Origin of the sequence: Myxococcus sp. AB036A, assembly GCF_006547355.1 — a bacterium.
GTDB classification, from domain to species: domain Bacteria; phylum Myxococcota; class Myxococcia; order Myxococcales; family Myxococcaceae; genus Myxococcus; species Myxococcus virescens.
The window spans coordinates 1-24,012 of the sequence record NZ_VHLC01000062.1; the positions used below are offsets into that span (position 1 = coordinate 1).

27 protein-coding genes are annotated in these 24,012 nt (G+C 65.6%); 12 read left to right on the plus strand and 15 right to left on the minus strand.

All coding sequences use genetic code 11. The features are described 5' to 3' along the window. Positions 1-101: 101 nt before the first annotated feature. From FL344_RS23660 to FL344_RS23690, 7 genes are all read right to left on the minus strand, one after another. Positions 102-1,022 (minus strand): HK97 family phage prohead protease, encoded by a 921-nt coding sequence (locus FL344_RS23660; protein WP_141620090.1) that lies wholly within the window; start codon positions 1,020-1,022, stop codon positions 102-104. Between the two features lie 20 nt (positions 1,023-1,042). Next, positions 1,043-2,401, minus strand: a complete 1,359-nt coding sequence (locus tag FL344_RS23665; protein WP_141620091.1) for a phage portal protein — start codon at positions 2,399-2,401, stop codon at positions 1,043-1,045. 289 nt (positions 2,402-2,690) lie between these two features. Next, positions 2,691-4,055, minus strand: a complete 1,365-nt coding sequence (locus FL344_RS23670; RefSeq protein ID WP_141620092.1) for a PIN domain-containing protein — start codon at positions 4,053-4,055, stop codon at positions 2,691-2,693. Positions 4,056-4,235: 180 nt separating this feature from the next. After that, positions 4,236-5,756 (minus strand): terminase family protein, encoded by a 1,521-nt coding sequence (locus FL344_RS23675; RefSeq protein ID WP_141620093.1) that lies wholly within the window; start codon positions 5,754-5,756, stop codon positions 4,236-4,238. Then, the gene (locus tag FL344_RS23680) at positions 5,746-6,357 is read right to left on the minus strand and encodes a hypothetical protein (RefSeq protein WP_141620094.1); all 612 of its coding nucleotides are present in this window, start codon (positions 6,355-6,357) and stop codon (positions 5,746-5,748) included. The genes FL344_RS23675 and FL344_RS23680 overlap by 11 nt, the downstream gene beginning before the upstream one ends. A gap of 33 nt (positions 6,358-6,390) precedes the next feature. Further along, positions 6,391-6,897: a DUF2321 domain-containing protein gene (locus tag FL344_RS23685; RefSeq protein WP_141620095.1), complete on the minus strand. Its 507-nt coding sequence runs from the start codon at positions 6,895-6,897 to the stop codon at positions 6,391-6,393. A 183-nt stretch (positions 6,898-7,080) separates the two neighbouring features. Beyond that, the gene (locus FL344_RS23690; RefSeq protein ID WP_194863221.1) at positions 7,081-7,494 is read right to left on the minus strand and encodes a hypothetical protein; all 414 of its coding nucleotides are present in this window, start codon (positions 7,492-7,494) and stop codon (positions 7,081-7,083) included. Between the two features lie 374 nt (positions 7,495-7,868). On the opposite strand from FL344_RS23690, the gene FL344_RS23695 reads away from it, so the two are divergent. The 7 genes from FL344_RS23695 to tmk all read left to right on the plus strand — a co-directional run bounded on the left by FL344_RS23695 (position 7,869) and on the right by tmk (position 11,497). Continuing rightward, positions 7,869-8,300, plus strand: coding sequence for a hypothetical protein (locus FL344_RS23695; RefSeq protein WP_141620097.1), 432 nt, complete (start codon positions 7,869-7,871; stop codon positions 8,298-8,300). A gap of 109 nt (positions 8,301-8,409) precedes the next feature. Next, positions 8,410-8,784: a hypothetical protein gene (locus FL344_RS23700; protein WP_228565305.1), complete on the plus strand. Its 375-nt coding sequence runs from the start codon at positions 8,410-8,412 to the stop codon at positions 8,782-8,784. Positions 8,785-8,819: 35 nt separating this feature from the next. Continuing rightward, entirely contained in the window at positions 8,820-9,155 is a 336-nt protein-coding gene (locus FL344_RS23705) for a hypothetical protein (protein ID WP_141620099.1), read from the plus strand. A gap of 31 nt (positions 9,156-9,186) precedes the next feature. Then, complete coding sequence (locus FL344_RS23710) at positions 9,187-9,624, plus strand: transglycosylase SLT domain-containing protein (protein ID WP_194863222.1); 438 nt, start codon at positions 9,187-9,189, stop codon at positions 9,622-9,624. A gap of 48 nt (positions 9,625-9,672) precedes the next feature. Next, positions 9,673-10,299, plus strand: coding sequence for a hypothetical protein (locus FL344_RS23715; protein ID WP_141620101.1), 627 nt, complete (start codon positions 9,673-9,675; stop codon positions 10,297-10,299). A gap of 41 nt (positions 10,300-10,340) precedes the next feature. Then, on the plus strand, positions 10,341-10,514 hold the full coding sequence (locus FL344_RS23720; RefSeq protein WP_228565306.1) for a hypothetical protein: 174 nt from the start codon (positions 10,341-10,343) through the stop codon (positions 10,512-10,514). A 290-nt stretch (positions 10,515-10,804) separates the two neighbouring features. Continuing rightward, entirely contained in the window at positions 10,805-11,497 is a 693-nt protein-coding gene (gene tmk / locus FL344_RS23725; RefSeq protein WP_141620103.1) for a dTMP kinase, read from the plus strand. Between the two features lie 100 nt (positions 11,498-11,597). Here tmk and FL344_RS23730 read toward each other — a convergent pair whose 3' ends face one another. The 7 genes from FL344_RS23730 to FL344_RS39950 form a co-directional block, all read right to left on the minus strand. After that, positions 11,598-11,867 carry a SinR family protein gene (locus FL344_RS23730; RefSeq protein ID WP_141620104.1) on the minus strand — a complete coding sequence of 90 codons (270 nt, stop codon included), beginning with the start codon at positions 11,865-11,867 and terminating at the stop codon, positions 11,598-11,600. A gap of 272 nt (positions 11,868-12,139) precedes the next feature. Further along, positions 12,140-12,373 (minus strand): hypothetical protein, encoded by a 234-nt coding sequence (locus FL344_RS23735; RefSeq protein ID WP_141620105.1) that lies wholly within the window; start codon positions 12,371-12,373, stop codon positions 12,140-12,142. A 158-nt stretch (positions 12,374-12,531) separates the two neighbouring features. Continuing rightward, positions 12,532-12,663 (minus strand): hypothetical protein, encoded by a 132-nt coding sequence (locus tag FL344_RS39825; RefSeq protein ID WP_255508243.1) that lies wholly within the window; start codon positions 12,661-12,663, stop codon positions 12,532-12,534. Positions 12,664-14,224: 1,561 nt separating this feature from the next. Further along, positions 14,225-14,635, minus strand: a complete 411-nt coding sequence (locus FL344_RS23740; protein ID WP_141620106.1) for a hypothetical protein — start codon at positions 14,633-14,635, stop codon at positions 14,225-14,227. Between the two features lie 2 nt (positions 14,636-14,637). Next, positions 14,638-15,474, minus strand: a complete 837-nt coding sequence (locus FL344_RS23745; protein WP_141620107.1) for a hypothetical protein — start codon at positions 15,472-15,474, stop codon at positions 14,638-14,640. Positions 15,475-16,129: 655 nt separating this feature from the next. Next, positions 16,130-16,294 (minus strand): hypothetical protein, encoded by a 165-nt coding sequence (locus FL344_RS23750; protein ID WP_153881184.1) that lies wholly within the window; start codon positions 16,292-16,294, stop codon positions 16,130-16,132. 247 nt (positions 16,295-16,541) lie between these two features. After that, a complete protein-coding gene (locus tag FL344_RS39950) occupies positions 16,542-19,673 on the minus strand; it encodes a tetratricopeptide repeat protein (RefSeq protein WP_305021769.1) in 3,132 nt (1,043 codons plus the stop codon). Between the two features lie 416 nt (positions 19,674-20,089). Between FL344_RS39950 and FL344_RS38615 the strand changes: the two genes are divergently transcribed. After that, a complete protein-coding gene (locus FL344_RS38615; protein WP_194863223.1) occupies positions 20,090-20,353 on the plus strand; it encodes a hypothetical protein in 264 nt (87 codons plus the stop codon). Between the two features lie 418 nt (positions 20,354-20,771). Here FL344_RS38615 and FL344_RS23760 read toward each other — a convergent pair whose 3' ends face one another. Then, positions 20,772-22,016: a DUF4062 domain-containing protein gene (locus tag FL344_RS23760; protein ID WP_141620109.1), complete on the minus strand. Its 1,245-nt coding sequence runs from the start codon at positions 22,014-22,016 to the stop codon at positions 20,772-20,774. A 153-nt stretch (positions 22,017-22,169) separates the two neighbouring features. Between FL344_RS23760 and FL344_RS23765 the strand changes: the two genes are divergently transcribed. Genes FL344_RS23765 through FL344_RS23780 form a run of 4 tightly spaced genes read left to right on the plus strand, consistent with a single transcriptional unit; the run spans position 22,170 to position 23,879 of the window. Then, on the plus strand, positions 22,170-22,559 hold the full coding sequence (locus FL344_RS23765; protein WP_141620110.1) for a hypothetical protein: 390 nt from the start codon (positions 22,170-22,172) through the stop codon (positions 22,557-22,559). Positions 22,560-22,603: 44 nt separating this feature from the next. After that, positions 22,604-23,071: an NlpC/P60 family protein gene (locus FL344_RS23770; protein ID WP_141620111.1), complete on the plus strand. Its 468-nt coding sequence runs from the start codon at positions 22,604-22,606 to the stop codon at positions 23,069-23,071. Between the two features lie 53 nt (positions 23,072-23,124). Then, positions 23,125-23,649, plus strand: coding sequence for a TrbC/VirB2 family protein (locus FL344_RS23775; protein WP_141620112.1), 525 nt, complete (start codon positions 23,125-23,127; stop codon positions 23,647-23,649). A gap of 56 nt (positions 23,650-23,705) precedes the next feature. After that, the gene (locus FL344_RS23780) at positions 23,706-23,879 is read left to right on the plus strand and encodes a hypothetical protein (RefSeq protein WP_228565307.1); all 174 of its coding nucleotides are present in this window, start codon (positions 23,706-23,708) and stop codon (positions 23,877-23,879) included. Positions 23,880-24,012 lie beyond the last annotated feature (133 nt).

Genomic DNA, 24,012 nt, shown 5'->3' on the forward strand with positions numbered 1-24,012 from the left:
GGCCGGGGGACGGGGAGCGGCGGTGTTCGTCTTCTTCTTGGTTTTCATGGGGTCTCCAACGGCAGGCGTGAACGGCTAGCAAGAGCAGAGAAGGGGTGGCGTTACGGGCGGCGCATCAGTCGGGCCATGCCGCGCAGGTCCCGGGGCGCGAGCGCCTTGGCCTGAGCGAGCGTGAAGCCGCCTTTGACCAGAGTGGCGCGCAACTTCTTCGCCTCCTCCTCGTCCAGGTCCTCGTCGTCTTCCTCTGCGGACGCGGTTTCGTCGTCGTCGTCAGAGGTGGTCTCCTCGTCCTCTTCCTTGTCCTCCTCGTCCTCTTCCTTGTCCTCCTCGTCCTCTTCCTTGTCCTCCTCGTCCTCTTCCTTGTCCTCCTCGTCCTCCTCCTCGGATGCGGTCTCGTCGTCGTCGTCGGAGGCGGTCTCCTCCTCGTCCTCCTTGTCCTCTTCCTCCTCGGCGATCTTGAGCAGCCGCTTGAGGTCCGCCTTCAGTTGCTCGATGGATGCCTCGACCTTCGTGCGGAAGGAGGTCTGCGCCTGTCGATACGCCTTCCACGCGTCCTGGGAGGAGGGGGAGTCCTCGCCCTCGAAGGAGCGCACGCGCATCGCGTCCTGGTTCGCGGGGATGTTCACGATGGAGACTTCGAGCAGGTCCACGAGCGGGAAGTCGTAGCCGCCCTCCTTGTTCGGGACGGGCTCGGCTTCCGGACTCGGGCGAAAGCCGATGCTGCACGCGCTGAGCGTGCCGGCCTTCACCTTCGCGGCGATGGTGCGGGAGAGCTCGTCGACCTCGTCGAACAGCGGCTCCATGACCCAGTTGCCCGCTTCCCGGAAGCACCTGGCCACGCCGATGCCCGGTCCCCAGCGGTCGTGCTGCCAGAGCAGGGGGACGCGCAGCTCGTCACCTACTGATTTGATGGCCAGCACCCGGTCCTGGTGCCGGTCCAGGTTCGTCGAGGTGATGCGAAACACCGGGGGCGCACCGCCCCCGGCAGGCGTCGACTCCAGCAGCTTGCGGAAGGTTTTCATTCCCCTGAGAAGGGGCGGCCCTACACGCGGCCCTCTTCACCGGACCGGTCCCGAGGCGGTTCCGGAGTCGCGTTGGCGGAGGCGCTCGCGGTGTTGTTGCCGCCCGCGCCTTGACCCGGCAGAGGCGCCGGCCGCGTGCCGTCCAACTCCGGCAGGGGCTCGTAGCCTGCGAACTCTCGCTGCTCGTTGAAGGTGAAGGCTTCCGTTATCGGGGTAGTCATTGCCCGGAAAATCCTGTCGAGTTCCTGCGGGCGCGGGTCCTCGTAGTCGAGAATAACGTCCGCATCGACGAGGGGCACGAGTCGGTGCCGGAACCAGGCCAGAAGAAACTCCAGCCGCGGTGCTACGGCGTACTCGGCTAGGTGGTACTTGGCCGCCTCGGACGTGCTCCGGTTGCTGGAACTGGTGTCGCCCACCAGCTCCGGCGGCACGTTGTAAACCTGCCGCACGTAGCCGCGCAGCGACTTCGCCAGCTCCTCCGCTTGAAGCTCGCGGTAGTTGACCGCGACTTGCGCCAGCGTCACGCCGCCCGGGGCGAACCACACTTTGCCCGCGTTGGCCGGCCCGTTGAATTCCGCCTTGTAGCGCTTCTCCAAGTCGTCGGCCGCTTCCTCCCCCTCGAAGTCGTCCCGCTTGGAATCGAGGCCAACGATGGCCGTCGGAAGCCCACCGCGCTCAAACGTGGCGCGCGTGGCCTGGTCCAGAGCCTCCATCGTGTCGAGCTGATCGCCCAGCGCCGTCCCTCGCCCAGTGCCGCGGCCGGCCGGGTTCTCTGGGTCGAGGTGCTTGAGCCAGAGCAAGTTCTGGGCGGGCACGAAGCCGTGGAATTGGTTGTAGCTGACGGCGAAGTAGTCACGGCCGGGCTGAGGTGTCTGGTGCACGCAATGCGGAGGGATGACCTCCCAGCCGACCGGCCGCCCGTCGTCTCCGAGTCGGAGCCATAGAAACGTCTCGCCCACCAGGTCCAGGTGGACCTGCATCAACTTGCGCACTTCCCGTCCAGGGAACTCGGGGTGTGGGGCGTCGAGCAGGCGGAGCACCTCATGATGAGGAAGCTCGACCAGGTCCCCCTCCTTGCTGGCCTCTTCAATCGCTTTCCGCCGTTCGTCGCGGTCGAGCGACTTCCACCGCGGGTCCCATCGCTTTGCCCCACGCGAGGCAACGCGGCGGTACGCCTTCCAGCGGGGCGTCGCGACGGCATCGGCGACGGTGTCGATGACAGCCCTGAGCCAGCCGTTCTCCCGGTATGCGACCAGCACCTCCCGGCTCCCGCGCCGCGGGGCGAACGAGAAGACGGGGAGGGCGTGGACGAGGGGGCCATGGTGCGTGGGCAGCACGCCCAGGGCTTTCAGTATGCGGCGGGCAAGTGAGGTGGCCATCCCCCGTAGAAGGGGTGCCGTTTGCTACTCGGGGCGATTTACGGGCAACAAACTGCATGCTGCATCGAGGGGGCAGACGAACCTAGCGAACACATTGCCTGCTGTCGGGCTGACGGTCACGAGTCCTATTCCCTCTGAACTTCGTGCCCCTGGATTTGTATTGTGGAGGGGCGGGGTACGAGCCTGCGGCTCGGTTCGGAAAAATAGACGCTTTGTTGCGCGGGCGTCTCTGCTGTTGCTTCTTGCACGCTGGGGAATACCTGGGCCGCACCCTGGAGTGTAGCCCTTGTCAGGGTGCCGAATACATTTCATCGACCCATCTGCGAAATTCGCCATCTATGATTACGCCCAAGGTGATTTGGACGAGTGAGTCGGATGTTAGTCGTTTTATGCGAGATTCGGATTCTAACAGCACGTCGATGTCGCTGAATGCGAGAACGACCTCTCCAACGCCGACATCGCCATCCAGTATTGATTCTTCCGCCTCTTTGATGGTGTCTCTAATTCCGCGTATCGGGATGGTGCCGTCGATGTACTTGACGGCAACCGCTCTCGTTACGCTGCTTGGTTCATTGACCATGAAGAGGGCATCTGCCCTCTTGGGAACATGGACGTACACTTTTGTGCCGGGCATGGATCGGGCGGCGAGCCAGTCCTTAATTACCGTGTGGTTGCTTTTGGTGGTCCTTAGTGCTTCTGCCAATGCGAGTTGATGGAGAATTTTGGAATTAGTGGCAGTGGTGTTTGCTGTTGATGCAGCCCGACTTGTTGCTTCTTTGTTCTTGATTTCGGTTACGGCCTCTTTTGTTGCGCCGAACATGTCGAGTAAGGTTGCGAGGTCGATAATGTGGATGCTCTTCCCGTTCGTTGCCTGTCGGTACTCTTCGACGAGTTCGAAGCGTGGATATAGGGCGCTCGATTCAGTCCTTACCCACCAGTCGGACTTTCGATCTGCTGACACGAAAATGGCGTCATTGTTGTGTGATTTTCCTGCCGCCAGGATGGTGTTCCAGATTAGCAAGTCGCCGACGCCGTCGTCTGGCTTCGATTGGTCTTTGTATCCCGGTGGGAGTGAGTGAATCTGCCGGTACTCCAGTTCTGTTGCTATGGATTCTTTGTCTGCCGAGGCGAGATCCCGAATTATGCCGGTTTTGAAGATGTCTTGATATATCTTGCTTACCGGGTCGTCCCAGTTCCAGTCCTTTAGTTCCTTTAGGAGACTGTCGATGGCTTTCGTGTGTTCGGCAATGCAGGGTGCCAGACTGGCCTCTGCTTTTCTTAGTGTTTTGTAATTCTCGGAGCTCTCGAGGAGAGGGTAGGATGATTCCGTGAGGGAGAGCTTCTTGCGACTGATTTGTTGGTAGAGATCTTTCAGCCGCTCGGTCCTGTTTTTTGCGAACTCCCTTGCTACCTGTCCAGGGATGATGAGGCGCTTTTCTTGTGCCAGATGCTGGTAGACTTTTTTGATTTGTCCAAGGCTGTCCTTTCCTGTTTTGTATGGGAGCAGGAGGACGTTTGTGTCTAGTATTATTAGTGCTGTTGATTTTATTTCGCCAAGGGTTTTAGGTTGAAAAGAGAATACTGATTCTGGGTCCTTGTATACGGAGTCGAGAATTAGGATGTTGTAGCCTGGGTTCTTCTTGTCGAGAGCCATGTGTGACGTGGGCTGCGGTAGATGGGGGAAACGTTGCCTGGGAAGTATGTCAGTTGGTAAGACCGATGAGAAGCGGCTGACGCGGAGCGCTCGGACGTGACCACCTCTGCGGTGGAGAGGTTTCTTAATGCTGCGATAGAAAATCACAGGGCAACGTTTCCGCAGCAGCAGAAGTGGTATCTAGTCATGGTCATCGTCATCTGCCGGGGTGGCGCGCTCTGTCGCCGCTGCGGCCCGCTCCGCAGCTCCGGCGTTCTTTCGCTTGGGAACGACGTACTTGAAGATGGGCCACGCGAAGGCGTCGGCGCGGTCGTCGCGGCCGTGCCCGCCCTCCTGGCCGGTGAAGCGGGCGAGTTGCTTCTCCAGCTTGTCGTGTGTGCCCACCATGTGCACCAGCCCCGCCTCGGCGAGCGCGGACACCGGGGCTGCGCGCTCGGCCTTGGACTGCCGGGCGCGCTCCGTTTTCACCTTCACCTTGGCGACGGTGCGGATGGTCGCCTTGACCATGGAGCCGCCGGTGTTCGACTCGGCGAAGATCCACGCCTTCGGACGGCCGCGGCTGTCCTTCGCGGCGGCCGGCTCCCAGGCCCGGAGCGCATCCACCGCCTTCTTGGCCCAGGCGCTGGGCTCGGGGGACTGGAGGGAGAGGTCCGCGAGCACGTAGACGTGGTCGAGCCCGTCCTTCTCCCGGCGCACGCCCACCACGACGAGGCCGTGGAGGTCGCTGTTCTTCTTCTCCCCCGTGGCGGGGTCGACGGACACGACGATGTAGTCGTATTCCGTGGGCGCGTCCTTCCGCTTGACGCGCGTCGCTTTCCAGTTGACCCGGCGGTAGAGGGCCGGGTCCATGGAGAAGGTGAGCTCGCCCAGGAACTCCCGGCGGCCCTCCGTCGTGTGCATCATCCGCCGCGCGTAGCGGACGTAGGCCGGGTCGAGGTTGTCGCTGTTCTCCAGCGTGGAGCTGCGCGCGAGCACCAGGCCCTCGCGGTCGGAGAGCATCTCCACGAAGAGCGGCGTCGGTGCCGGCGTCGTGGTGATGAACATGCGGGCGGAGAGGCCCTCGCGCCGCATTCGCGTGGTGCGCAGGCGGAGGACTGCGCGGCACTCCTTGTAGACGGCGATGGCATCGCCCTTCCACGCCACCGGCTCGTCGGCCCAGATGAAGGTGTACTGGTGCCCGCGGAACTTGTCGGCGTTCTTCGCAGGCAGCCACGTCGCCTGGGCGCCGTTGGGCCACACGAGACGGCGCTTTGCCTTCTCGTACTTCGGATAGAACCAGGGGGCGCTCAGCGAGAGGATGCCGGACGGGCCCTCCAGCTGGTTCTTCACGATTTCGGAGTAGGTGGGCCCGACGATGAGGATGCGGGCCTCTGGGTCCGCACGCGCCTCCTCGATGACCGCGCTCGCTCCCCCATAGGTCTTGCCGGTGCCACGGCCCCCCATGAAGAAGAACGTCCGGTAGGTGCTGGGAGGCACCTGCACCGGGCGCAGGGAGTAGATGGGCTCGTAGTAGAGGGTGACCAGCTCCTGCGCCGTCAGGCCCAGCAGGTCCGCGAAGCCCGCGACGCTGCCCTTCACCTTGCGAGCGCGGAGGGCTATCCGCTGGAGCAGCGAGAACCGGCCGTTCCGCTCGGAGGTGAGAACGGGGATGCCTTCGAGCAGCTTCTCACCGGCCTCCAGGATGGAGGCGCTAGCTACCATCGCCGTCCTCGTCGTCTGCGTCTTCCTCCGAGTCCTTGCTCGGAGGTGGCTCGGCCGCGTCCGCCTCCTCCTTGTCGTGCTCCTCGAGGAACCGGGCCAGCTTCTCGTCGAGGCGGCTCCGCGCCTGCTCCGGCGTCACCAACTCGAAAAGCGGCCCCAGCCCGTTGCCCGCGGCAACCGGTGCCTCGCGCGGCACGGTGAAGTCCTTCGGGGACGCCACGGACAGGCGCCACCGAATTACTTTGTCGTTCATCGACTTGTCGCCGATGGCCGCAGTGGACAACTCGACGAGGCCCATCTGGTACTCGGCCTCCGCCTTCTCCACGTCCTGGACCAGCTCCGTGTAGCGGCTGCGCTTGCCCTGTTCGATGGCCTCACGGCCCCGGCGCAACCACCCCTGCAGGCGGACCTCGGTGGTGCCAGCAAGCGCGGCGGCCATGCGCTTCGTGGCCCCCTTGCGGAGGTTCGCCACCACATCGCGGTGTATGTCGAAGGTCAGCGTCGAGGCAGGCCCGTTCCACTTCGGCGGCCGGCCGCGCTTCCTCTTCGGCGGCGGGCCGGCGGGTGGGGACTTCGGGTCATAGCCACGAGGAGAGGACACCCCTCCGAGAAGGGGTGTCCTCCATCACTCAAGTTAGGACCAGATGGTCTTTTTGACCGCCTCGCTGGCGACATCCACCAGTAGCTGTCGACCAACGTCCGCTACTTGTTTTCCCGTGCCGGCGAAGAACTTTTTCCAACGGCTGGCCGCAACTTGAGACTGTGGTGAGGTGGCAAGCAGCGCAGCTGCGCTTTCCTTCAGGGCTGCTTTGTCGGCATCCGGCGTGTCCGTGGCGTCGACCAAGTCGTGCGCTGCCTTTATCCGAGCCATTGTCCAAGGGTAGTGGGCACCGCACTCACGGCAATAGGAAGGAACCTTCTGCTGAGTCGTGTCGACAAGGCCGGTCGCGTAGTACTTGCCCTGGATTGGAGTATTGCACTGGGCGCACTTCGTGCGTGTGGCGGCGCCACAATCGGTGCAGAACTTCTTGTTGGTTTGAGGGTGCCGTGTTGACCATGAATTGATCACGTGGCCGTTGTCGCAGATCTGCGCGACGTCATATCCAGAGTCATCGCCGCCCGAATTGCCGCCAAAGTACATTCATATCCCCCAAGTCGGTCAGCCCTGACCGCCTCGGGGAGTGTACTCGACCAGCACATCAGTACCGCAAGAGGGGCGAGCGAGTCGCTTCACTGTGTATGTTGCCGCTTTCCTGGTGCTGGGGCCGGAGGTCAGTGACGCAATTCAGGTAGGACTCGATGCGCTGAGGGGTGGGAGAAGCGGTCATGTCTGTCCAGGAGCGGCAACCGGCGCATCGTCGGTGGGGAGCGCGAGGCGACCGATGCTGAGCCCCGCCTCGCACAACGCGGGCCGCTCGTGGTGGTCGACCGGCAGGACGATGCCCATTCGCCACACGAGGTCTGCGCAGTCGGCGCGCGTCCCCATGGCCGCGAGGACTGCGCAGCGGCGAGCGACCTCGACGGGCACCGCGTCCTTCGTCGTCGCGAGCATGCGCCACAGTTCCTCCCGCTCGGCGAGGGCAACGAGCGCTCCCGGGCCTGCGGCATAGGCGTCCAGTGCTCGCGCCATGTCGAGGCGCACGGTGCGGGCGGAGCCGTCGATCAGGGTGGAGGAGCACCACGCCCACGCCTGGCTCGGCTGTGAAGTCGGGCTGGCCGCGGAGGGCGTGGGCAACATCGCTGGGGGTGATTGGGGGCATGCCCCCAGAAAGGGCGCCAGCGGCCCGCCCTGCGCCGCGAGTACGCGGACGCCCGGGCCGGCCGTCCACACCGACAGCGCGCGACAGCGGGCCACCAGGAACGCTAGGGCTCCCAAAAAACGGGGGTCGTCTGACAGATTCCCCTCGGAAAAATCCCGAAGAATTCGCGCGTCCGGATTGTGGGCCGCCGAGCAATCCAGTTTTGAGCCCACCTCCCCGGTTTCCCACCCCGGGGTGCCCGTACGCGCGTTCAGTCACACTGTATCTCCTGGCATGTCCTACATGTGCGGGTCGGTGTTCCCTGGGGACAGGGGCGACACCAACGGTGCCGAGCGCGCCCCTTCTCGCGGGCATGACCGTCCTGCTCGCTGTCGTCGCCTTCGTCCTTGTCGTGGTGCTCGTCGTCGTCTGCCGCCGCCTACATGCCGCCGCGCGGGTTCGCTTCGCGATGCACGAGGCGTTGGTTGTTGCGCAGGAGCATGCGCAGGCGTGCAAGGTCGCCCAGGCGGATGCGGCAGTCGAGCGCGCCAACGTGGAGCGCGCGCTCCGCATCCTGTGGCGCCGCGTCGAGGTCGTGACGCCAGCTGACGGGGCGGCGGTGGCGTTTCTCCGGGCGGCCTTCCCGACGCTGCCGACGCCGCCTGGGCCTCGCGACCCGTTCATCACCCTCCCGCAGCTTGCCGACCTCATGCGGAAGCCGCGCCCCTCCTGCCCGAAGTGTGAGGACCCGTCCTGCGTTGCCTCGGGCCAGTGCGATGACCTCTTCGGCGGGGATGCACCGTGAGGGTGCAGCGTCCGCCTCGATGCCGCCTGGGCGGACGTCCGCTGGGCTGTGGCTGTCCGCGGCTTCCGTTCCGTGCCGCCCCTTCTGACGGCGCATGAGCTCCCCCACCATGGAAACCGCCGTCATCGCCCTGGCGGTGAGCCAGCTCCTTGTCCCGCTCCTCCAAGGGCTGCTCTCCCGGCGCCAAGCGAAGCACGAGGCCGCCGTGGAGCAGGTGCCGCTGCTGGTGGAGCGCCTGGGCACGGTGGCTGCCGATGTGCGGGATATCAAGGCGGAGCTACGCCGGGTGAGCGAACACGAGTCCCTGCTCAGGCAGCAGGACCTGCGCATCAAGGCGCTGGAGTCGTGGCAGGCGGAGGCCCGCCCCCAGCTCGCCCGCGCGTCGAGTGACACGCACCTCCTCATGGGCGAGCGCAGCGCCCGCCAGATGCAGCACGCGGCGAACGTCGTGGCCGCCCAGGACGCGGTCCGCTCGCGCCCATAAGCCTTTCACCCGTAGCACCACCGAAGGAGTGCCCCATGTCGCACGCACCTGCCCAATCGAAGCCGTCCGCCCCCGCCTACTCGCCCGCGCCGGAGCTCGTGACCGCCGCGGAGCGAGCCCTCGCCACCGCCAACGCTGCGCACCTCGACACGGCCGAGCGCATGTACCTGTCCCATGGGGCGGTGACGGACGGGCGCTCTGCTGTGACGGGGGCCCTGTTGCCGCCGTTCCGCGAGTGCTCCGTGCCGGCTGGCTCGCCGCTGCGCGCGTCTTCCCGGCCATCGCGGCTGCCTACGAGTCCTGAGCGCCGCTTCTCCCGGGGGCAACCCTTCGCCCTCGGGAGTCATTATGCCGGTCCCTCCTCGCATTGAACGCTGGCGCTCCGTTGTGGAGCCCCTCGCCTTGCTATACCGCCTCGACCCGCTGCTGGTGCTCGCTCTGCTGGACCGCGAGTCCCTCGGCGGCGACGCGCTCACCCCAAAGGGACCCGCAGGCACGGGAGACCACGGGCACGGGCGCGGCCTGATGCAGATTGATGACCGCGCCCACAAGAGATTCGTCGGCGCCGTGGACGACCTGGGCCGCCCGTTGTGGCAGGACCCGGCGTTCAACGTGCACTACGGCTGCCGTCTCCTTCGCCGCAACCTGGACTCGCTCAACGGCTACGTGGCCGGTGCCCTTGCCTCCTACAACGCGGGCCTGGGCCGGGTGCGCTCCGTGCTGGCGCGCCTCCCCGCCGATGCCACGGATGCGCAGCGCCAGGCCGCCGTGGACAGCGTCACCACCGGGCGGGACTACGCCACCGACGTCCTGCGGCGGCACGCGGAGTTCGCGGCCTGAGCGCCTCTTCTCCTGGGGGCTGTCCTCTCGCAGTCCCCAGGAGCACCCATGAAGTCCATGACGTTCATCCGCACGCCTGCCGCGCTCATCGTCGTGCTCGGCGCACCGACTGCCCTGGCACAGGGGGCCGCCGCGCCGGAGCCGACGCTGACCTCCATCCTCATGAGCACCGCTGTGCAGGTGGTGCCGATTGTGGCCACTGCCCTAGCGGCCCTGCTCGTGGCCGGGCTGACGGGCCTGACGAACAAGCTCAAGGCGCAGGCCGAGGTGTCGAAGCTCGCGGCCGTGGGCGAGCGGTCCGCCACCGTCGCGCTGTCCGTTGTGCGCCACGTCGACGTGACGATGAAGCCCAGGCTTGAGGCTGCCGCCGCTGACGGCGTCCTCACCCAGGAGGAGTTCCAGCAGCTCAAGGCCGAGGCGATGACTCGGCTGAAGGAGAGCCTGGGCGGGCACGGGCTGCGCGAGCTCCAGGAGGTGCTCAAGCTTGCGCCGGGCAAGCTGGGGGAGTTCCTGAGTGGCCTCATCGAGGACGCCCTCGACCGGATGAAGGCGAGCAGGGGCATCGTCACCACCACCGCCGAGGACGTCATCAGCGCCGCCCTGGCGCTCGGCGCGGCAAGCACGGCGTCGCCGACGCTGGAGCGTGCCGCGTTCCCTCAGACGCCCCGCGGGTAGAGGTATCCGCGGGGCTCTCCAAGGTGCTCGCTGATGTCCCGGTGAGGACCGGCTACGTCGAGGCGCAAGCGGGCGTGTCCTCGCTCACCGGCGGCTACGTGCGCGGAGAGGTCGGGGCGAGGGTGGCGGAGAACCTGGGCCTGTTCATGTTCGGCCAGGCGACCAAGCACCAGCGCATGGCTGGGGCAGGGCTCCGGTACACGTTCGGCTGGTAGACGGCGCCTTCGGACCAAGGCCCCGTCGCGCAGCTGCTGGTAGCGTGACGGGGCCTTGGGGACCTGCGGCTGGGCCGGTATGCGTCCCTGTGAACGTAATTCGGGTCAACCGATGTTGTTCCCAGGTAGGGGCGAAAATCACCCGGACTTGCTGTGGCAAGCCCGAATGAGTCCCTACCTTCCGGGTAGTGCCCGCTTGCGTCGCACGCCATGAAGTGCATGTGCTCGCTGGTGGTCGTACTCGGGCCAAACCTTTGACACTCCCCCCAGAAACGGGTGACGGTGCGCACGTGGCGAGCACTGAAACAAGACAAGGTGTCCTCGTTGCCATCGAGGGCATTGATGGCGCGGGCAAGACGACGCAGGCCGGCCGGCTTGAGGCGGCGTTGCGGTCCGGAGGCCACCGCGTGGTCTCCACGAAGGAGCCGACGAACGGCCCGTGGGGCCGCAAGCTCCGCGAGTCCGCGACGTCCGGCCGCCTGTCCGCCGCCGAAGAGCTGGACCTGTTCATGCGGGACCGGCGGGAGCACGTCGCCAACCTCATCAACCCGTCGCTTGATGCGGGGATGGTGGTCATCGTCGACCGCTACTACTTCTCGACGGCCGCCTACCAGGGCGCGCGCGGGATGGACCCTGCCGAGCTCATCCGGCAGAACGAGGCGTTTGCACCGAAGCCGGACCTCCTCGTGCTGTTGGATGTGGAGCCCCAGCTCGGGATTGAGCGCATCCGCAAGCGCGGCGACAAGGAGAACGACTTCGAGCAGGAGACTGGGTTGCGTGAGTCCGCCCGTATCTTCCGCGCGCTGGACTACCCGAAGCTCGCGCGGATCCCGGGCACGATGAAGCCCGAGGACATCACCGCTGCGATTCTGGAGCACCTCTACTCGGGCCCCCTGGCTGGGCGGCCTGTTGTCCCTTCGGATGCCCCGGGTCGCCCGCTGACGAACGGCGACCTCTGGATGGCCGCCGCGAAGGTCCGGTAGCTGCCGCGCCGGGCGCCCTGTGCCCTCGTAGAGGCTGAAGTTCAACGGCTCGCTCCGATGTCCTGGAGCGGGCCGCATTCTTAGGGGTAAGGTTTTCGTACTACATGCGGCCTTGAAGCCACGTGACCACGTCGGTCGTGACGCCCTTTGTTGCCCACTCGCGTGCGGCCATGAGTACCACCAGCGCATCGTTGGCATCCATGTACTGCGCCAAGTGGTCGCGGACTTGAGCCGCGTTGTTGGGCGTCTCTATCAGCCAGACAGATTCTACGGGGTGCGCCCAGTTTCGATAGGACTTGATGGCTGCGTAGAGTCCTTCGTAGTTGCGGCCGGGCTTCGATAAGTCGTAGCTGATCATCATTACTGCCATCGGTGTTGTCTCCTGATAGAAGCGGGATGCCCCTGTAACCACGTTCAGTGGGTGCTTGGAGGCATTCCATGCGTTGCCTAGCAACGGAATTGCCCTGTGGGGAGGGGTCGATAGACCCCATGGCTTCCGGGCGGCATCCGCCGTGCGGGAAAGGGCTCGCCGCGCCGTGGGTGCGGAACTCGAGGAGCGCTACTGCGAGGCTGCGGCCCGCCGGCTGGAGAGGCGCTGCGCGAGGGCCACGGTGATGCGGCGTGACGCACCCGGCAGGGTGGCTACTTCTGGCCGCCCTGCCGTGACAGCGTGCCCATGAGGCGCCGGAGCAGGCGCCTCAGTTCCTCGGCATCCATGGCCGCCAAGTCCAGCCGCTCCCACCACGGGGAGTGGTCGCCGAACGCATCCCAGGCCTCCATGTGGTGGTCCGGGCCATCCTTGATGACGCGGTACTGCTCGGCCTCCCAGAGCACAGCCGGCGGTGGGGCCTGCTGAAGATGCTGCTCAGCGCTCATGGCTGCCTCGCGGCGGAGAAAGGCCCCCCGGGCGGAATGCCCGGGGGAGTGGTGGTTGGGCAGGCGAGAAAGCCGCGCCGAAGGCCCGCCGCCACCACGACAGGTCAACGGCGGCGCGGGCGGTGTCCGCCTTCGTCCGGTGTGGCGAGCGGACCCTGTCAACCGCGGTGCACTTGGTGCTGGTGGTGCACGGCGAGCGCGGCCTGTTGCCTGGCGCGGGCGAAGTCGTTACGCACGCGCTTGGCGCGGAGCTGCTCGGCGGTCTGGGCTGGGGGGATGTCTCGACGCACGGTGCCTCCGTGCGGACGAAAAGGGGCGTCAGCGTGTGTGCGCTGCAGTGGGGGGAGTACCGGACGTGCGGCGCGGAGCGGTCTGGCCGTCGAAGATGCGCGCGCAGGGCCACGTCCACCTCCCCATGGACGTCATCGAGGAGAACGAAGCTGGCAGGCGCCCAAGTACCTTCGGTCTCCCTAGGCCAGGAAAATTCGGTGGTTGGGTTCACCGAGGAGCGTCTCGGCTCCTAGCTGGCCCTGCGAAAATTTGCCGCTGGCCTGCTGCCCCATAGATTGATGACGGAGGACGGGGGCGAATCGCTAGAAGTGTGTAGGTGCTCGTAGGGGGCGGCCGGAAAGTCGACGCACCTCTGCGGTGTGCCAACGATGGTGGTCGTAGGGCAGAAACGCAAAAGACGCCCACGGCTATGTGGGCGTCTTTCGCACGCGGAAGTGCAGTAGCACCAACGCGACTCGCAAAACTGAAAGTACATCTGTTGCGTTCGAACGCAACTCTCCGACCGTTTGAACGCAGATGCCCTTACCGGCGGAGGGATTGTGGTTTTTTTGCCCATGATGTGGGGGCTGGTAGGAATGCTCGGGTCAACGAGGCAGGACGAAATCGCTGGAGAAGTGCAGTGGCGCCAACGCGACTCGCAATCCGTGTGCTGCTGCACCTGCTCCAGAGAAAGGGAGAGGTGACCACGATGGATAACAGCTCTTGGAAGGTCATCGTCCACTGGGGACTTGGCGGCGCTGCCGCTCTTATCCCGTTCGTATGGGCGGTGTACCGGCTGTACGTGAGCAAGCCGTAGCAATGTTGCGGGAGGCGCAAGGGCGGCCACTTGGCTCTTGCCCTTGCTGCTCCCGCGCGTAGTGAATGACGCGCTCCTTGCTGTGCCACTGCGAGGACTTGACGTATCTGGTGGCAGGTGGCTCAAGGGGCAGTTCGTGTGGTGGAGGTCACCAGACGAGAATGCTGGGGAAGATTCTCCAGCCATTCGGAGTGCAGCAACGCCCCAGGACGCTGCGGCAACACCCCAGAATGGGGCCCTGCCAACGTCGCCCGAGTGCGGCAACACCCCAGAATGGGGCCCTGCCAGCGTCGCCCGAGTGCGGCAACACCCCAGAATGAGGCCTGCATCAGGGGCACCAGGTTGCGGCAACATCCAGGACGCTGCGGCAACACCCCAGAATGAGGCCCTACCAACGTCGCCCGAGTGCGGCAACACCCCAGGACGCTGCGGCAACACCCCAGGACGCTGCGGCAACACCCCAGGACGCTGCGGCAACACCCCAGGACGCTGCGGCAACACCCCAGGACGCTGCGGCAACACCCCAGAATGGGGCCTGCATCAGGGGCACCTGGTTGCGGCAACATCCAGGACGCTGCGGCAACACCCCAGAATGGGGCCCTACCAACGTCGCCCGAGTGCGGCAACACCCCAGGACGCTGCGGCAACGCCCCAGAATGGGGCCCTGCCAACGTCGCCCGAGTGCGGCAACACCCCAGAATGGGGCCCTACCAACGTCGCCCGAGTGCGGCAGGGCCCCCACCGGCTGCTCTCGGGATCCGGTGTCACTTAGCTTCGCGGAGTGTCCCGTCGTGACTGACGTGGAAGTGAAACCCTCCGCGTCCCTCGCCGGAAACGCCGATGCTGTAGGTGCGGCCGGGGACGAGCGGTTGTGGAGACTCCAATTCCTCGAACCCCTCCGGAAGGACACCGTAGCTGAGCCTCGCTGGGGATACCTCAAAGTTGGGAGGGAGCTTGCGGAGTTCCCACATGCGGGTGCCGTCGAGGTCCCTTACGCTGACGTATCCATAGCGCGGCTCTTCGACTGGTTGCGACGGCTCGCTGATAACGAACTCGGGCGAAGGAAGCCGCTCGTCCGAGGAGGCCAGTATTATGTGAATGGGGGGCTCGCAGGCCCCCACAACGGTTGCAAGGACGGTCACCGCCGCGAGCTGCAGAAGTCGATTCAGTCTCATGGCTACGGTGCCCCCCGGCCGGCCTGGACTTCGCGCACGGCCGCCTCGAGCTGCGCGGTGTAGTCGACGCCATTGACGTAGAGCCGCCCCGGTGGAGTCTTGAAGAAGCCTGCGAGGTAGCCCTGCTCAAGCAACTCGGCCTGTTGCTCTGGGTTGAGCTGGCTCCAGGACTTGCCCTCTTTGAGTGCCTTGCCGAGGTTGTATCCGTCGCCGAAGAACTGAGCGAAGAGGGCCTCGCTCATGTAGTCGCTACCTCCGTGCTGGAACTGCCACACGTGCGCGGCTTCGTGGATGAGGGTGTCCATTTCAAGCGGGAGGTGCTTCGAGGGGATGTAGATGGTGTCCCCATGGACGAACGGGCGGCCCGATGCAGTCAGGAGTCCAGCGTTGCCCTCCTTGATGCTGATTCGCGAGTAGTCGAGGCTGTCACCGTAGACCTGCCGGAGGACGGCTTCCTCCTCTCCTGTCAGCCTACGGCGCACGGGCTCCACACCGAGAAGTGTCTGGACGGCGCTGATGGTCCGGCCCCCCAACATGAGCACCGCGTCGATGGGCGTCTGGACGACCTGCACCAGGCCGCGCCCGATCTCGCCAAAGCCCTCACGGAATCGCCCGGTGAACACCTGGCCTAGGCCACGTGAAAGCGTCTGCGCCGCCTCCGCACCGTTGCGCACGACTCCCACAACAGCGTCCTTCACTCCCGTCACGAGGCCTCCGACGGCGTCTCCCGCGCGCCGGAGCCCTCCCGCGACGGCGGAGCCGATACGACTGAGGAGTCCTTTCTGGCCCTGTTCTGCCTCTGGCGATTCAGCCTTGAGGGCCGACAGCGGGGACTCCACGCGGGGAGCGACTTCTTGAAGAGCCGTGGCACCCATGTGCGCTCCAAGTGACGTGATGGAGTTTCGCATGTGGGGCGTGTCCACAGGGCGGCGTGGGGCCGTGCCGGTGGGAAACTCGGGTAGTTCTTCGAAGGAAGGCCCGTTTCGCGGGGGTATTGGATTCATGCGTGCTCCGAGAAGAGGTGGCCGCTCTTTCGGTGCAGAACCCAAGCCTGGGCAGGCGCGTCTATCCCCTTGGGATTACCGGGGCGGAGCAGCGGGTGGTGTCTCAGCGGGGAGACCAGCATCCGCCTTGCTGGAGGTGCGCTAGGGCTTCACGTCGCGTGCCTTCAACTGCTGGGCTGAGCCGGGAACCAGGCTCAGCCCAAGGCGGCGGCACCATGAATCCCTGCACCATGTTTGCGGGCTGCGCTTCCTGGTGGGCGAGGGCGTCCCAGACTGTGAGCAGCAAGGCGCCACCAGTGTCGCCGCGCAGTTGCTGGGCCCCCGCGCCATGGGCGTGGAGCTCGAGGAGCGGTACTCCGAGGCCGCTGCCCGGCGCTGGAACAGGCGCAGCGCGAGGGGCAGGGCGAGGCTGCGTGACGACACCGGCGGGGCGGCCACTTCTAGCCGCCCTGCCGTGACAGCGTCCCCATGATGCGCTGGAGCAGGCGCCTCAGTTCATTCCATCCATGGCGCGCAAGTCCAGCCACTCCCTCCGGGGGGAATGGTCGCCGAACGCGTCCCTGGCCTCCTGGTGATGGTCCGGGCGGTCCTTGACGACGCGGTACTGCTCGACCTCCCATAGCACGGCCGCCGGTGGGGGCTGAACAGCGCTCATGGGGCCTCGCGATGGAGAAGGTGCCGGGGGCAGGCGAGAAAGCCGCGCCGAAGGCCCGCCTCCACTACGACAGGTCAGCGGCGGCGCGGGCGGTGCCCGCCGAGTAGCAAGGAGAGGGGCTGGCCCGCGGGCACTCACGTGCGTCGCCGCTTTTGTTGGGAGTCGTGGGCCGGGCTCACTGCCCGCGAGGGGCACTTGGCGCGAGAGAATAGGCTTGGCTCTCTCAGGTAGTATCCGTGCCTGCGGCTCACCCAGAGCATTCCTTGACTGCGTCAGGGCTGAGTACGGTGAGCGCTTGGCGGGCCAAGTTGGTACTCCTATCAGGCGCTGCTGCCCGTACATCGTTGGCTGCCGATAGGGCGTCGCAGATGAGTGCTGCGTCCTTGGTCCTGATTCCCAGCATCAAGAGCACGTTGCCCAGGTTGCTCTGCGTCATCGCCCAGTCCAGCGGCACTCGCTCACGCTTTCGCTCCTCTAGGGCCGCCCGGTAGGCCGCCACCGCCTCCTCGAATCGCTCCGTCCCCGACTCCCGCTCCCCAATCGACGCGAGCGCGGTGCCCAGGTTGTTCTGCGTCATCGCCCAATCCAGCGGCACTCGCTCGCGCGTGTACTCCTCCAGGGCCGCCCGGTAGGCCGCCACCGCCTCCTCGAATCGCTCCGTCCCCGACTCCCGCTCCCCAATCGACGCGAGCGCGTTGCCCAGGTTGTTCTGCGTCGCGGCCCATGCCAGCGGCACCCGCTCGCGCGTTCCCTCCTCCAGGGCCGCCCGGTAGGCCGCTACCGCCTCCTCGAGGCGCTCCGTCCCTGACTTCCGCTCCCCAAGCGCCCTGAGCGCGGTGCCCAGGTTGTTCTGCGTCGCGGCCCAGTCCAGCGGCACCTGCTCGCGCGTGTACTCCTCCAAGGCCGCCCGGTAGGCCGCCACCGCCTCCTCGAATCGCTCCGTCCCCGCCTCCCGCTCCCCAAGCGACGTGAGCGCGTTGCCCAGGTTGTTCTGCGTCGCGGCCCATGCCAGCGGCACCCGCTCGCGCGTGTACTCCTCCAGGGCCGCCCGGTAGGCCGCTACCGCCTCCTCGAGGCGCTTCGTCCCCGCCTCCCGCGCCCCAAGCGTCCAGAGTGCGGTGCCCAGGTTGTTCTGCGTCGCGGCCCATGCCAGCGGCACCCGCTCGCGCGTGTATTCCTCCAGGGCCGCCCGGTAGGCCGCTACCGCCTCCTCGAGGCGCTCCGTCCCCGACTTCCGCTCCCCAATCGCCCAGAGCGCGTTGCCCAGGTTGTTCTGCGTCGCGGCCCAATCCAGCGGCACCTGCTCGCGCGTGTACTCCTCCAAGGCCGCCCGGTAGGCCGCTACCGCCTCCTCAAGGCGCTTCGTCCCCGCCTCCCGCTTCCCAATCGTCAAAAGCGCGATGCCCAGGTTGTTCTGCGTCGCGGCCCATTCCAGCGGCACTCGCTCGCGCGTGTATTCCTCCAGGGCCGCCCGGAAGGCTGTCACTGCCTCCTCGAGGCGCTCCGTCCCCGACTCCCGAGCCCCAAGCGCCATAAGCGCGGTGCCCAGGTTGTCCTGCGTCGCGGCCCAGTCCAGCGGCCCCCGCTCGCGCGTCCGCTCCTCCAGGGCCGCCCGGAAGGCCGCCACTGCCTCCTCAAGGCGCTCCGTCCCCGACTCCCGCGCCCCAAGCGCCCAGAGCGCGGTGCCCAGGCTGTCCTGCGTCATCGCCCAATCCAGCGGCACCCGCTCCCGCGTTCGCTCCTTCAGGGCCGCCCGGAAGGCCGCCACCGCCTCCTCAAGGTGCTTCGTCCCCGCCTCCCGCGCCCCAAGCGCCAAAAGCACGTTGCCCAGGTTGCTCTGCGTCGCGGCCCATTCCAGCGGCACTCGCTCGCGCTTTCGCTCTTCCAGGGCCGCCCGGTAGGCCGCTACCGCCTCCTCAAGGCGCTTCGTCCCCGCCTCCCGCGCCCCAAGCGTCCAGAGCGCATTGCCCAGGTTGTTCTGCGTCGCGGCCCATTCTAGCGGCACCCGCTCGCGCTTTCGCTCCTTCAGGGCCTCCTGGTAGGCCGCCACCGCCTCCTTAAGGCGCTTCGTCCCCAACTCCCGCGCCCCAAGCATCCGGAGCACGTTGCCCAGGTTGTTCTGCGTCGCGGCCCATTCCAGCGGCACTCGCTCGCGCGTTCGCTCCTCCAGGGCCGCCCGGTAGGCCGCCACCGCCTCCTTGATGCGCTTCGTCCCCGACTCCCGCTCCCCAAGCCTCCAGAGCGCGTTGCCCAGGTTGTTTTGCGTCGCGGCCCATGCCAGCGGCACCCGCTCGCGCGTTCGCTCCTCCAGGGCCGCCTGGAAGGCCGCCACCGCCTCCTCATGGCGCTCCGTCCCCGATTCCCGCTCCCCAAGTGTCAAAAGCGCGATGCCCAGATAGTGCTGCGTTGCGGCCCATTCCAGCGGCACTCGCTCGCGCGTTCGCTCCTCCAGGGCCGCCCGGAAGGCCGCCACCGCCTCCTCAAGGCGTTCCGTTCCCGACTCCCTCTCGCCAAGCGTCGAAAGCGCGCGGCCCAGGTTGTGCTGCGTCTCAGCCCATTGATTGGGCGATTCGCGTTGCGTCCATGTCTTCAGTCCTTCACCGTAAAGGGCGATGGATTCTCGGAGGGGGTCATCCTGCCCATTCTGCGAGCCCAGGACTCGAAGAGCATCAGCGAGGACGCCTCCTGTAGCGGCCCGGTCTTGCTCATCCCAGGTGGCGCCGTGCGTGCGAAGGAGGTGTCGCACCTTATCGGTGAAGTCCGGGAGCTTGTCGGCGAGGTATCGCCCTTCGTTCGAGAATTCGCTCGATGCCTGTGTGAGGACAGCTAGGCGCAGCACCGTCGACAGGTCGTCCCAGAACAACTCCGGAAGACGCTGGCCTCTCTCCCGCTCGTAACCCTTGGGCCTTGCCGCCTCCCGCTTCATCTCCCGTGGGCTCTCTGCCCATGTCAGGTAGAGCTGAGGGACTGCCTCTGGGCCGCTCCCCCTGACGCTGCCCCAGATGAGGACGTCTGCGTGCATTCTGCGGAGGTAATTTCGTGCAGCCTCATGGCCGGCAGCCTCATTGCCCTTGGGAATGATGAAGCGCACGGGCTTCACCTCAAGGTACGGTTCCTCATCCAAGTTGCCCTGAATGACGTACCAGAGTTCGTCTTTGTCATCCCGCTCCAACTTGGCCACTGCGACCCTGAATGCCCTAGGAGCCGGAGGAGATTCGCGGACCATCGTCTTCGCGATAAGCTGAATCCCCCACTGCACCGGCGCCAGCTTGGAGAAGTCCTTCCACTGCCACGTTACGAACGCGCTGAGGCCCGCCGCCACGAGCAGAATGCGGTAGGCTTTGAGGCGCCGGGGGCGCTGCTTGCCCCACGACGGCATCCAAAGGACTCTCCATAGAGCTTCCCAAGGGCCAGAGGGGACGTGCTCTTTGTCAGGAGAGGTTGCGTCAGGGGAGGTGCGAGACGCCCGTTCGGCCGTCTTCTGTGACTTGCGGGGGTTGCGGAACATAACACCTCACAGTGCCCTCTCCTCCTCGCCACCGCCCTGAGCTGCGTCGAGGGCTCAATGAAAATTAGTCACTTCGCCTTCTTTAGCTCTGCGCCAGCGTTTGGCGGGCTCACGTGCAGACGGCTGAACGGCACGTCTGGCGGAGGTGCCGCACCAGCAACAAAGTCTCCTGAACGCTTCCGAAGAGCTGGCCTGGGGCTGCCGAGCTGCCTGGGCGTGCGAGCACAACGGTGAGACTTACCAACAGCGCCACTGCGAAGGACTCTAAGGCAGGGCCGCTTCGTGTCGTGGCACTCGCCGCCCTCGTGACACGTGAGGCGCTGAAACAGCACCTGGAAGCGCTCGGCCTCAAGACGGCAGCGCGCGGTTTGGGGCTCAAGTCCATCACCCACCTGTTCCGCTTGTACTGGCTGGTGCGTCAGCACAACCTCGTGGTGGAGGGGCTGGACCACGCGTCGGCTGTCCGGGGGACTTGTCCGCGACGAGCCCGCAACCGGAGCCCCGGGCCTGAGCACGGAACAGCGGGTGACCGCGGAGATCCGTTTCGATGACCGAGAGGGCAGGGGGTGTCATGCCCCCGTAGAAGGGGCGCCAGCGGCCCGCTAGGAACGCGTAAGGCCCAGGAAAATAGGGGGCTACCCTCACAGTACTTCCTCGGAGAAATCCCGGGAAATTCCGCAGCGCGAGATTGTACCGCGCCGAGCAATCAAGTTTTCAGGCGGCTTCTCCAGTTTTCCACCCCGGGTGCTTGCAACTGGGGCGATGGCGTTGCAGGTGGGGTGTGTCGCACATGGTGCGATGCTGGCAGTCTGTGTTGCGTACCCGTGCCTAGGTCGTGCTTTGACCCGTTCCTCGCGCATCGCCAGTGTCGGCCGTTGAGGTCAGACTGGATCTACCCGTGGCGTATCGCTACGGAACCCCGCAGGTGCGACTTGGGCGGGAGAAGGTTGGGCAGGATTGCTTTCGCGCCTAAATATGAGGGATGTGCAAGGTGTATGGAAGTGTTGAGACTTGCACTTCTTCCCCCCAAGTCGAATCAACGTCGAACTTTCCTGAAATGAACGTGCCGTCCTCGGTAACGATTTTGTATGACACTTCCATGCGGAATGTCGTGCGCGGTACTGGCTCTGTGGTTGTTTCGGCACCAAACAAAACGAGTGGCTCGATTGAGCCTGGGGCGATTAATTTGATGCGTTGGCGAATTGAGTTTTTTGTTTTTCTGTCGATGTAGCAGTGGTTTGATGGGTTGCTTACGCTGTTTCTGAATTCCCTTTCGGCTTCAGGTGTGAGGAGTTGGTTTAGATGGAGATGGACGTCCTGGGCGGGGTTGAAGCTTATGTCTACAACGACATTGCGGGCTGGTGCCGAGCCGAGGTTGCTGACGGATAGGCGCATCCAGACCGTTCTGTTACGTTGGTCCGCTAGAGGAGATGGTGTCAGATTGTGGAGGGGCACGTGCTTTGTTAGTGAGTGCTTTCGGGAGTTTTTCGAGGGGATGATGTCTCCTGTTCCCGGGTGTGAGAGCTGCAGAACTGGCTTTGGGGTTGAGGCTGATTGGGCTGCGGCTAATTTTTCTCTAAGGCGGGAGTTTTCAGCGGAGAGGCGTGCAAGTTCGTCAAAGCTCCCAATTGATGGGATGCTGTTGCCTCGAATCCAGCCTGGGCGAGGCTTGTTGTCGTCCGCGTCGTCCTGAATCATATTGCGGAGAGAACTTGCCACCGCTGCGGCTAGGTCGTTGGCTTCTTTCCATGTCTTGTAGAGGTGGTTGCTCCTTACTTTTTCGATGAAGGATGCGAGTTGTTTTCGCTTTTTGGGGTCGGTCTCAATCGCATTGCCAGGAGTCGAGGGCGTTTCGCGTATGAACGCGAGAACTGGAATGCCCTTCGAGGTGGCATATTCGTACTCTCGCTGAGTCCAGCTGATGCCGGTTGTGGAGTCTACGGACCCATACAGGCCGGCAAGGACAAGGACATAGTAGTCGGTGTCATCGATAACTCGCTTAATCGTCTTCCATCCGCGCTCATCGGTCGCGGTGAAGTTCTCCATCCCTGCAGGGATGTGGCGTGCTTCAAGCACCGCCCAGACGACTTTTTCTCTTTCCTTGTGTAGGTCTGCGTATGTTGAGCTGATGAAAACTTGGTACTTTATCCGGGGGCGCTGAATGGCCGGTTGGGTGTCGCCTGTGGAAGGAGGATTGGCAGGGGTGTCGATCATGTCGACCTCCAGTTTAATCCATGTTTGCTAGTGTCTAGGTGCATTTCGGGCCCTTGCTTGAGTATGTGAGGGGGGATGTGCGGCCGGGAGGGCTGATGCTTACGAGAGCTATTGACATCGCTGTCAGTGCCTCGGCACCCCTTCTGGCGGCACATGAACTCCCCCACTATGGAAACCGCCGTCATTGCGCTGGCGGTGAGCCAGTTCCTCGTCCCCCTCCTCCAGGGGCTTCTCTCCCGGCGCCAGGCGAAGCATGAGTCCGCTGTGGAGCAGGTGCCGCTGCTGGTGGAACGCCTGGGCACGGTGGCGGACGGCGTGCGCGACATCAAGGCGGAGCTGCGCCGCGTCGGGGAACACGACTCCCTGCTGAAGCAGGTGGACCTGCGTCTCAAGGCGCTGGAGTCCTGGCAGGCGGAGGCCCGCCCCCAGCTCGCCCGCGCGTCGAGCGACACGCACCTCCTCATGGGGGAGCGCGGTGCTCGACAGATGCAGCACGCGGCGAACGTCGTGGCCGCCCAGGACGCAAGCCGCACGCGGCCGTGAGCGCCGCTTCTCCCGGGGGCAACCCATCGCCCTCGGGAGTCTTCATGTCCAGCTCGCAGCGCGCCGCCTTCCTCTCCCTCGTCTTGTCGCAGATGCATGCCCCCTACCGCTGGAACGGGAAGGGGGAGCGCGACCCCTCCACGGGCCAGCGTGTCTTCGACTGCTCCGGCTTGGTGACGTGGGCCTTGCGTGAGGTCGGTGGGCCCGACTGGCGCGCGACGCATCACACGGGCCGCCTCTGGACGGAGTGCGCTCGCCTGAAGCTGGGCGACCTCGTCCGCCCCGGCGACCTAGTGCTGTACCACCGGCTGGGCGAGCCGACGAAGCCGGAGCACGTGATGGTGGTGGTGAGCTGGGCCCTCGACGTCGTGGTGGGTGCCTCGGGCGGTGGCTCCTCGACGCTCACCCTGGCGGACGCGGCCCGCGACGATGCCAAGGTGAAGGCCTTCGGCAGCCTCGACTACTGGCCCCGCCGGATGGAGGGTGTCTTCCGCCTGCCGTTCACCTCGTGAGGTGAGCGCCTCTTCTCCTGGGGGCTGTCAACTCGCAGTCCCCAGGAGCACCCATGAAGCACCGCAAGACCCTCATGCTCTCCGCCGCCCTCGGCGTCCTCTTCACGGCCCCGGTGGCGCTGGCCCAGGCCACGGGGGCCTCGGCGAGCGGCATCCTCGATACCATCCTCGCGTCCGTGTTCACGCCCTCCGGCATCGCCACCGTGCTCGGAGGCATCGGCACTGGCGTCGCTCTCTTCTGGGGCGGCGACTGGCTCAGCGAGCGGCGCAAGCGGCGGGTGGCCTTGGCCGCGTACCACGCCTACAACGTGGTGGAGGACATCGCTGCGGAGAACCCGGCGGACAACGGCTGGGACAAGGCCGCCCGTGGGCTCCAGGTGGTGGACGAGTGGATGCGGGCCAACGGATGGCGCGCGCTCAAGCCGCATGAGCAGGCGGTGGTGAAGCTGTCCTTCAGCGCCATCCACGGCGAGCAGAAGGCGGCGGCGAAGGCGGCGCAGTCCACGGATGCGGCTGCCCTGGCCGCCGCGCACGCCGTCACCAGCTCGGGCTTGGCCCCGGTGCTGGCGCGCCCTTAGACGCGCCGCGGGCGGAGGTGTCTGCGGGGCTCTCCCGTGTCCTCTCCGATGTGCCGGTGAGGTCGGGCTACTTGGACGCGCAGGTAGGTGCCTCGTCACTCGCCGGGCTCTACGCACACGTCGAAGCTGGAGCGCGGCTCACCGAGCGCCTGGGCCTGTTCGCGTTCGGGCGGGCCACCCGGCAGGAGTCCATGGCCGGCGCTGGGGTCCGGTACACGTTCGGCTGGTAGGTGAGAACCCCGTCCGTCCTGTCGCAGGGCGGGCGGGGTTCTCGTTTCTGTCTGGCATTCCGGCGGGTGGCTGTACTGAAACACGAACAGTACGATGCTGACGGGAATTGCGAGGATGGTGGCCCATGCCGAC

What these genes read in the sequence shown, in the direction of transcription:
- FL344_RS23705 (WP_141620099.1), top strand. Translation starts at nt 8,820, where the DNA reads ATGTCGCACGCACCTGCCCAATCGAAGCCGTCCGCCCCCGCCTACTCG.
- FL344_RS23760 (WP_141620109.1), bottom strand. Translation starts at nt 22,016, where the DNA reads ATGATCGACACCCCTGCCAATCCTCCTTCCACAGGCGACACCCAACCG.
- FL344_RS39950 (WP_305021769.1), bottom strand. Translation starts at nt 19,673, where the DNA reads ATGCCGTCGTGGGGCAAGCAGCGCCCCCGGCGCCTCAAAGCCTACCGC.
- FL344_RS23690 (WP_194863221.1), bottom strand. Translation starts at nt 7,494, where the DNA reads ATGTTGCCCACGCCCTCCGCGGCCAGCCCGACTTCACAGCCGAGCCAG.
- FL344_RS23775 (WP_141620112.1), top strand. Translation starts at nt 23,125, where the DNA reads ATGAAGCACCGCAAGACCCTCATGCTCTCCGCCGCCCTCGGCGTCCTC.
- FL344_RS23750 (WP_153881184.1), bottom strand. Translation starts at nt 16,294, where the DNA reads ATGAGCGCTGTTCAGCCCCCACCGGCGGCCGTGCTATGGGAGGTCGAG.
- FL344_RS23740 (WP_141620106.1), bottom strand. Translation starts at nt 14,635, where the DNA reads ATGAGACTGAATCGACTTCTGCAGCTCGCGGCGGTGACCGTCCTTGCA.
- FL344_RS23730 (WP_141620104.1), bottom strand. Translation starts at nt 11,867, where the DNA reads ATGGCAGTAATGATGATCAGCTACGACTTATCGAAGCCCGGCCGCAAC.
- FL344_RS23700 (WP_228565305.1), top strand. Translation starts at nt 8,410, where the DNA reads ATGGAAACCGCCGTCATCGCCCTGGCGGTGAGCCAGCTCCTTGTCCCG.
- FL344_RS23665 (WP_141620091.1), bottom strand. Translation starts at nt 2,401, where the DNA reads ATGGCCACCTCACTTGCCCGCCGCATACTGAAAGCCCTGGGCGTGCTG.
- FL344_RS23660 (WP_141620090.1), bottom strand. Translation starts at nt 1,022, where the DNA reads ATGAAAACCTTCCGCAAGCTGCTGGAGTCGACGCCTGCCGGGGGCGGT.
- FL344_RS23715 (WP_141620101.1), top strand. Translation starts at nt 9,673, where the DNA reads ATGAAGTCCATGACGTTCATCCGCACGCCTGCCGCGCTCATCGTCGTG.
- FL344_RS23685 (WP_141620095.1), bottom strand. Translation starts at nt 6,897, where the DNA reads ATGTACTTTGGCGGCAATTCGGGCGGCGATGACTCTGGATATGACGTC.
- FL344_RS23735 (WP_141620105.1), bottom strand. Translation starts at nt 12,373, where the DNA reads ATGAGCGCTGAGCAGCATCTTCAGCAGGCCCCACCGCCGGCTGTGCTC.
- FL344_RS23675 (WP_141620093.1), bottom strand. Translation starts at nt 5,756, where the DNA reads ATGGTAGCTAGCGCCTCCATCCTGGAGGCCGGTGAGAAGCTGCTCGAA.
- FL344_RS23765 (WP_141620110.1), top strand. Translation starts at nt 22,170, where the DNA reads ATGAACTCCCCCACTATGGAAACCGCCGTCATTGCGCTGGCGGTGAGC.
- FL344_RS23695 (WP_141620097.1), top strand. Translation starts at nt 7,869, where the DNA reads ATGACCGTCCTGCTCGCTGTCGTCGCCTTCGTCCTTGTCGTGGTGCTC.
- FL344_RS23670 (WP_141620092.1), bottom strand. Translation starts at nt 4,055, where the DNA reads ATGGCTCTCGACAAGAAGAACCCAGGCTACAACATCCTAATTCTCGAC.
- FL344_RS23770 (WP_141620111.1), top strand. Translation starts at nt 22,604, where the DNA reads ATGTCCAGCTCGCAGCGCGCCGCCTTCCTCTCCCTCGTCTTGTCGCAG.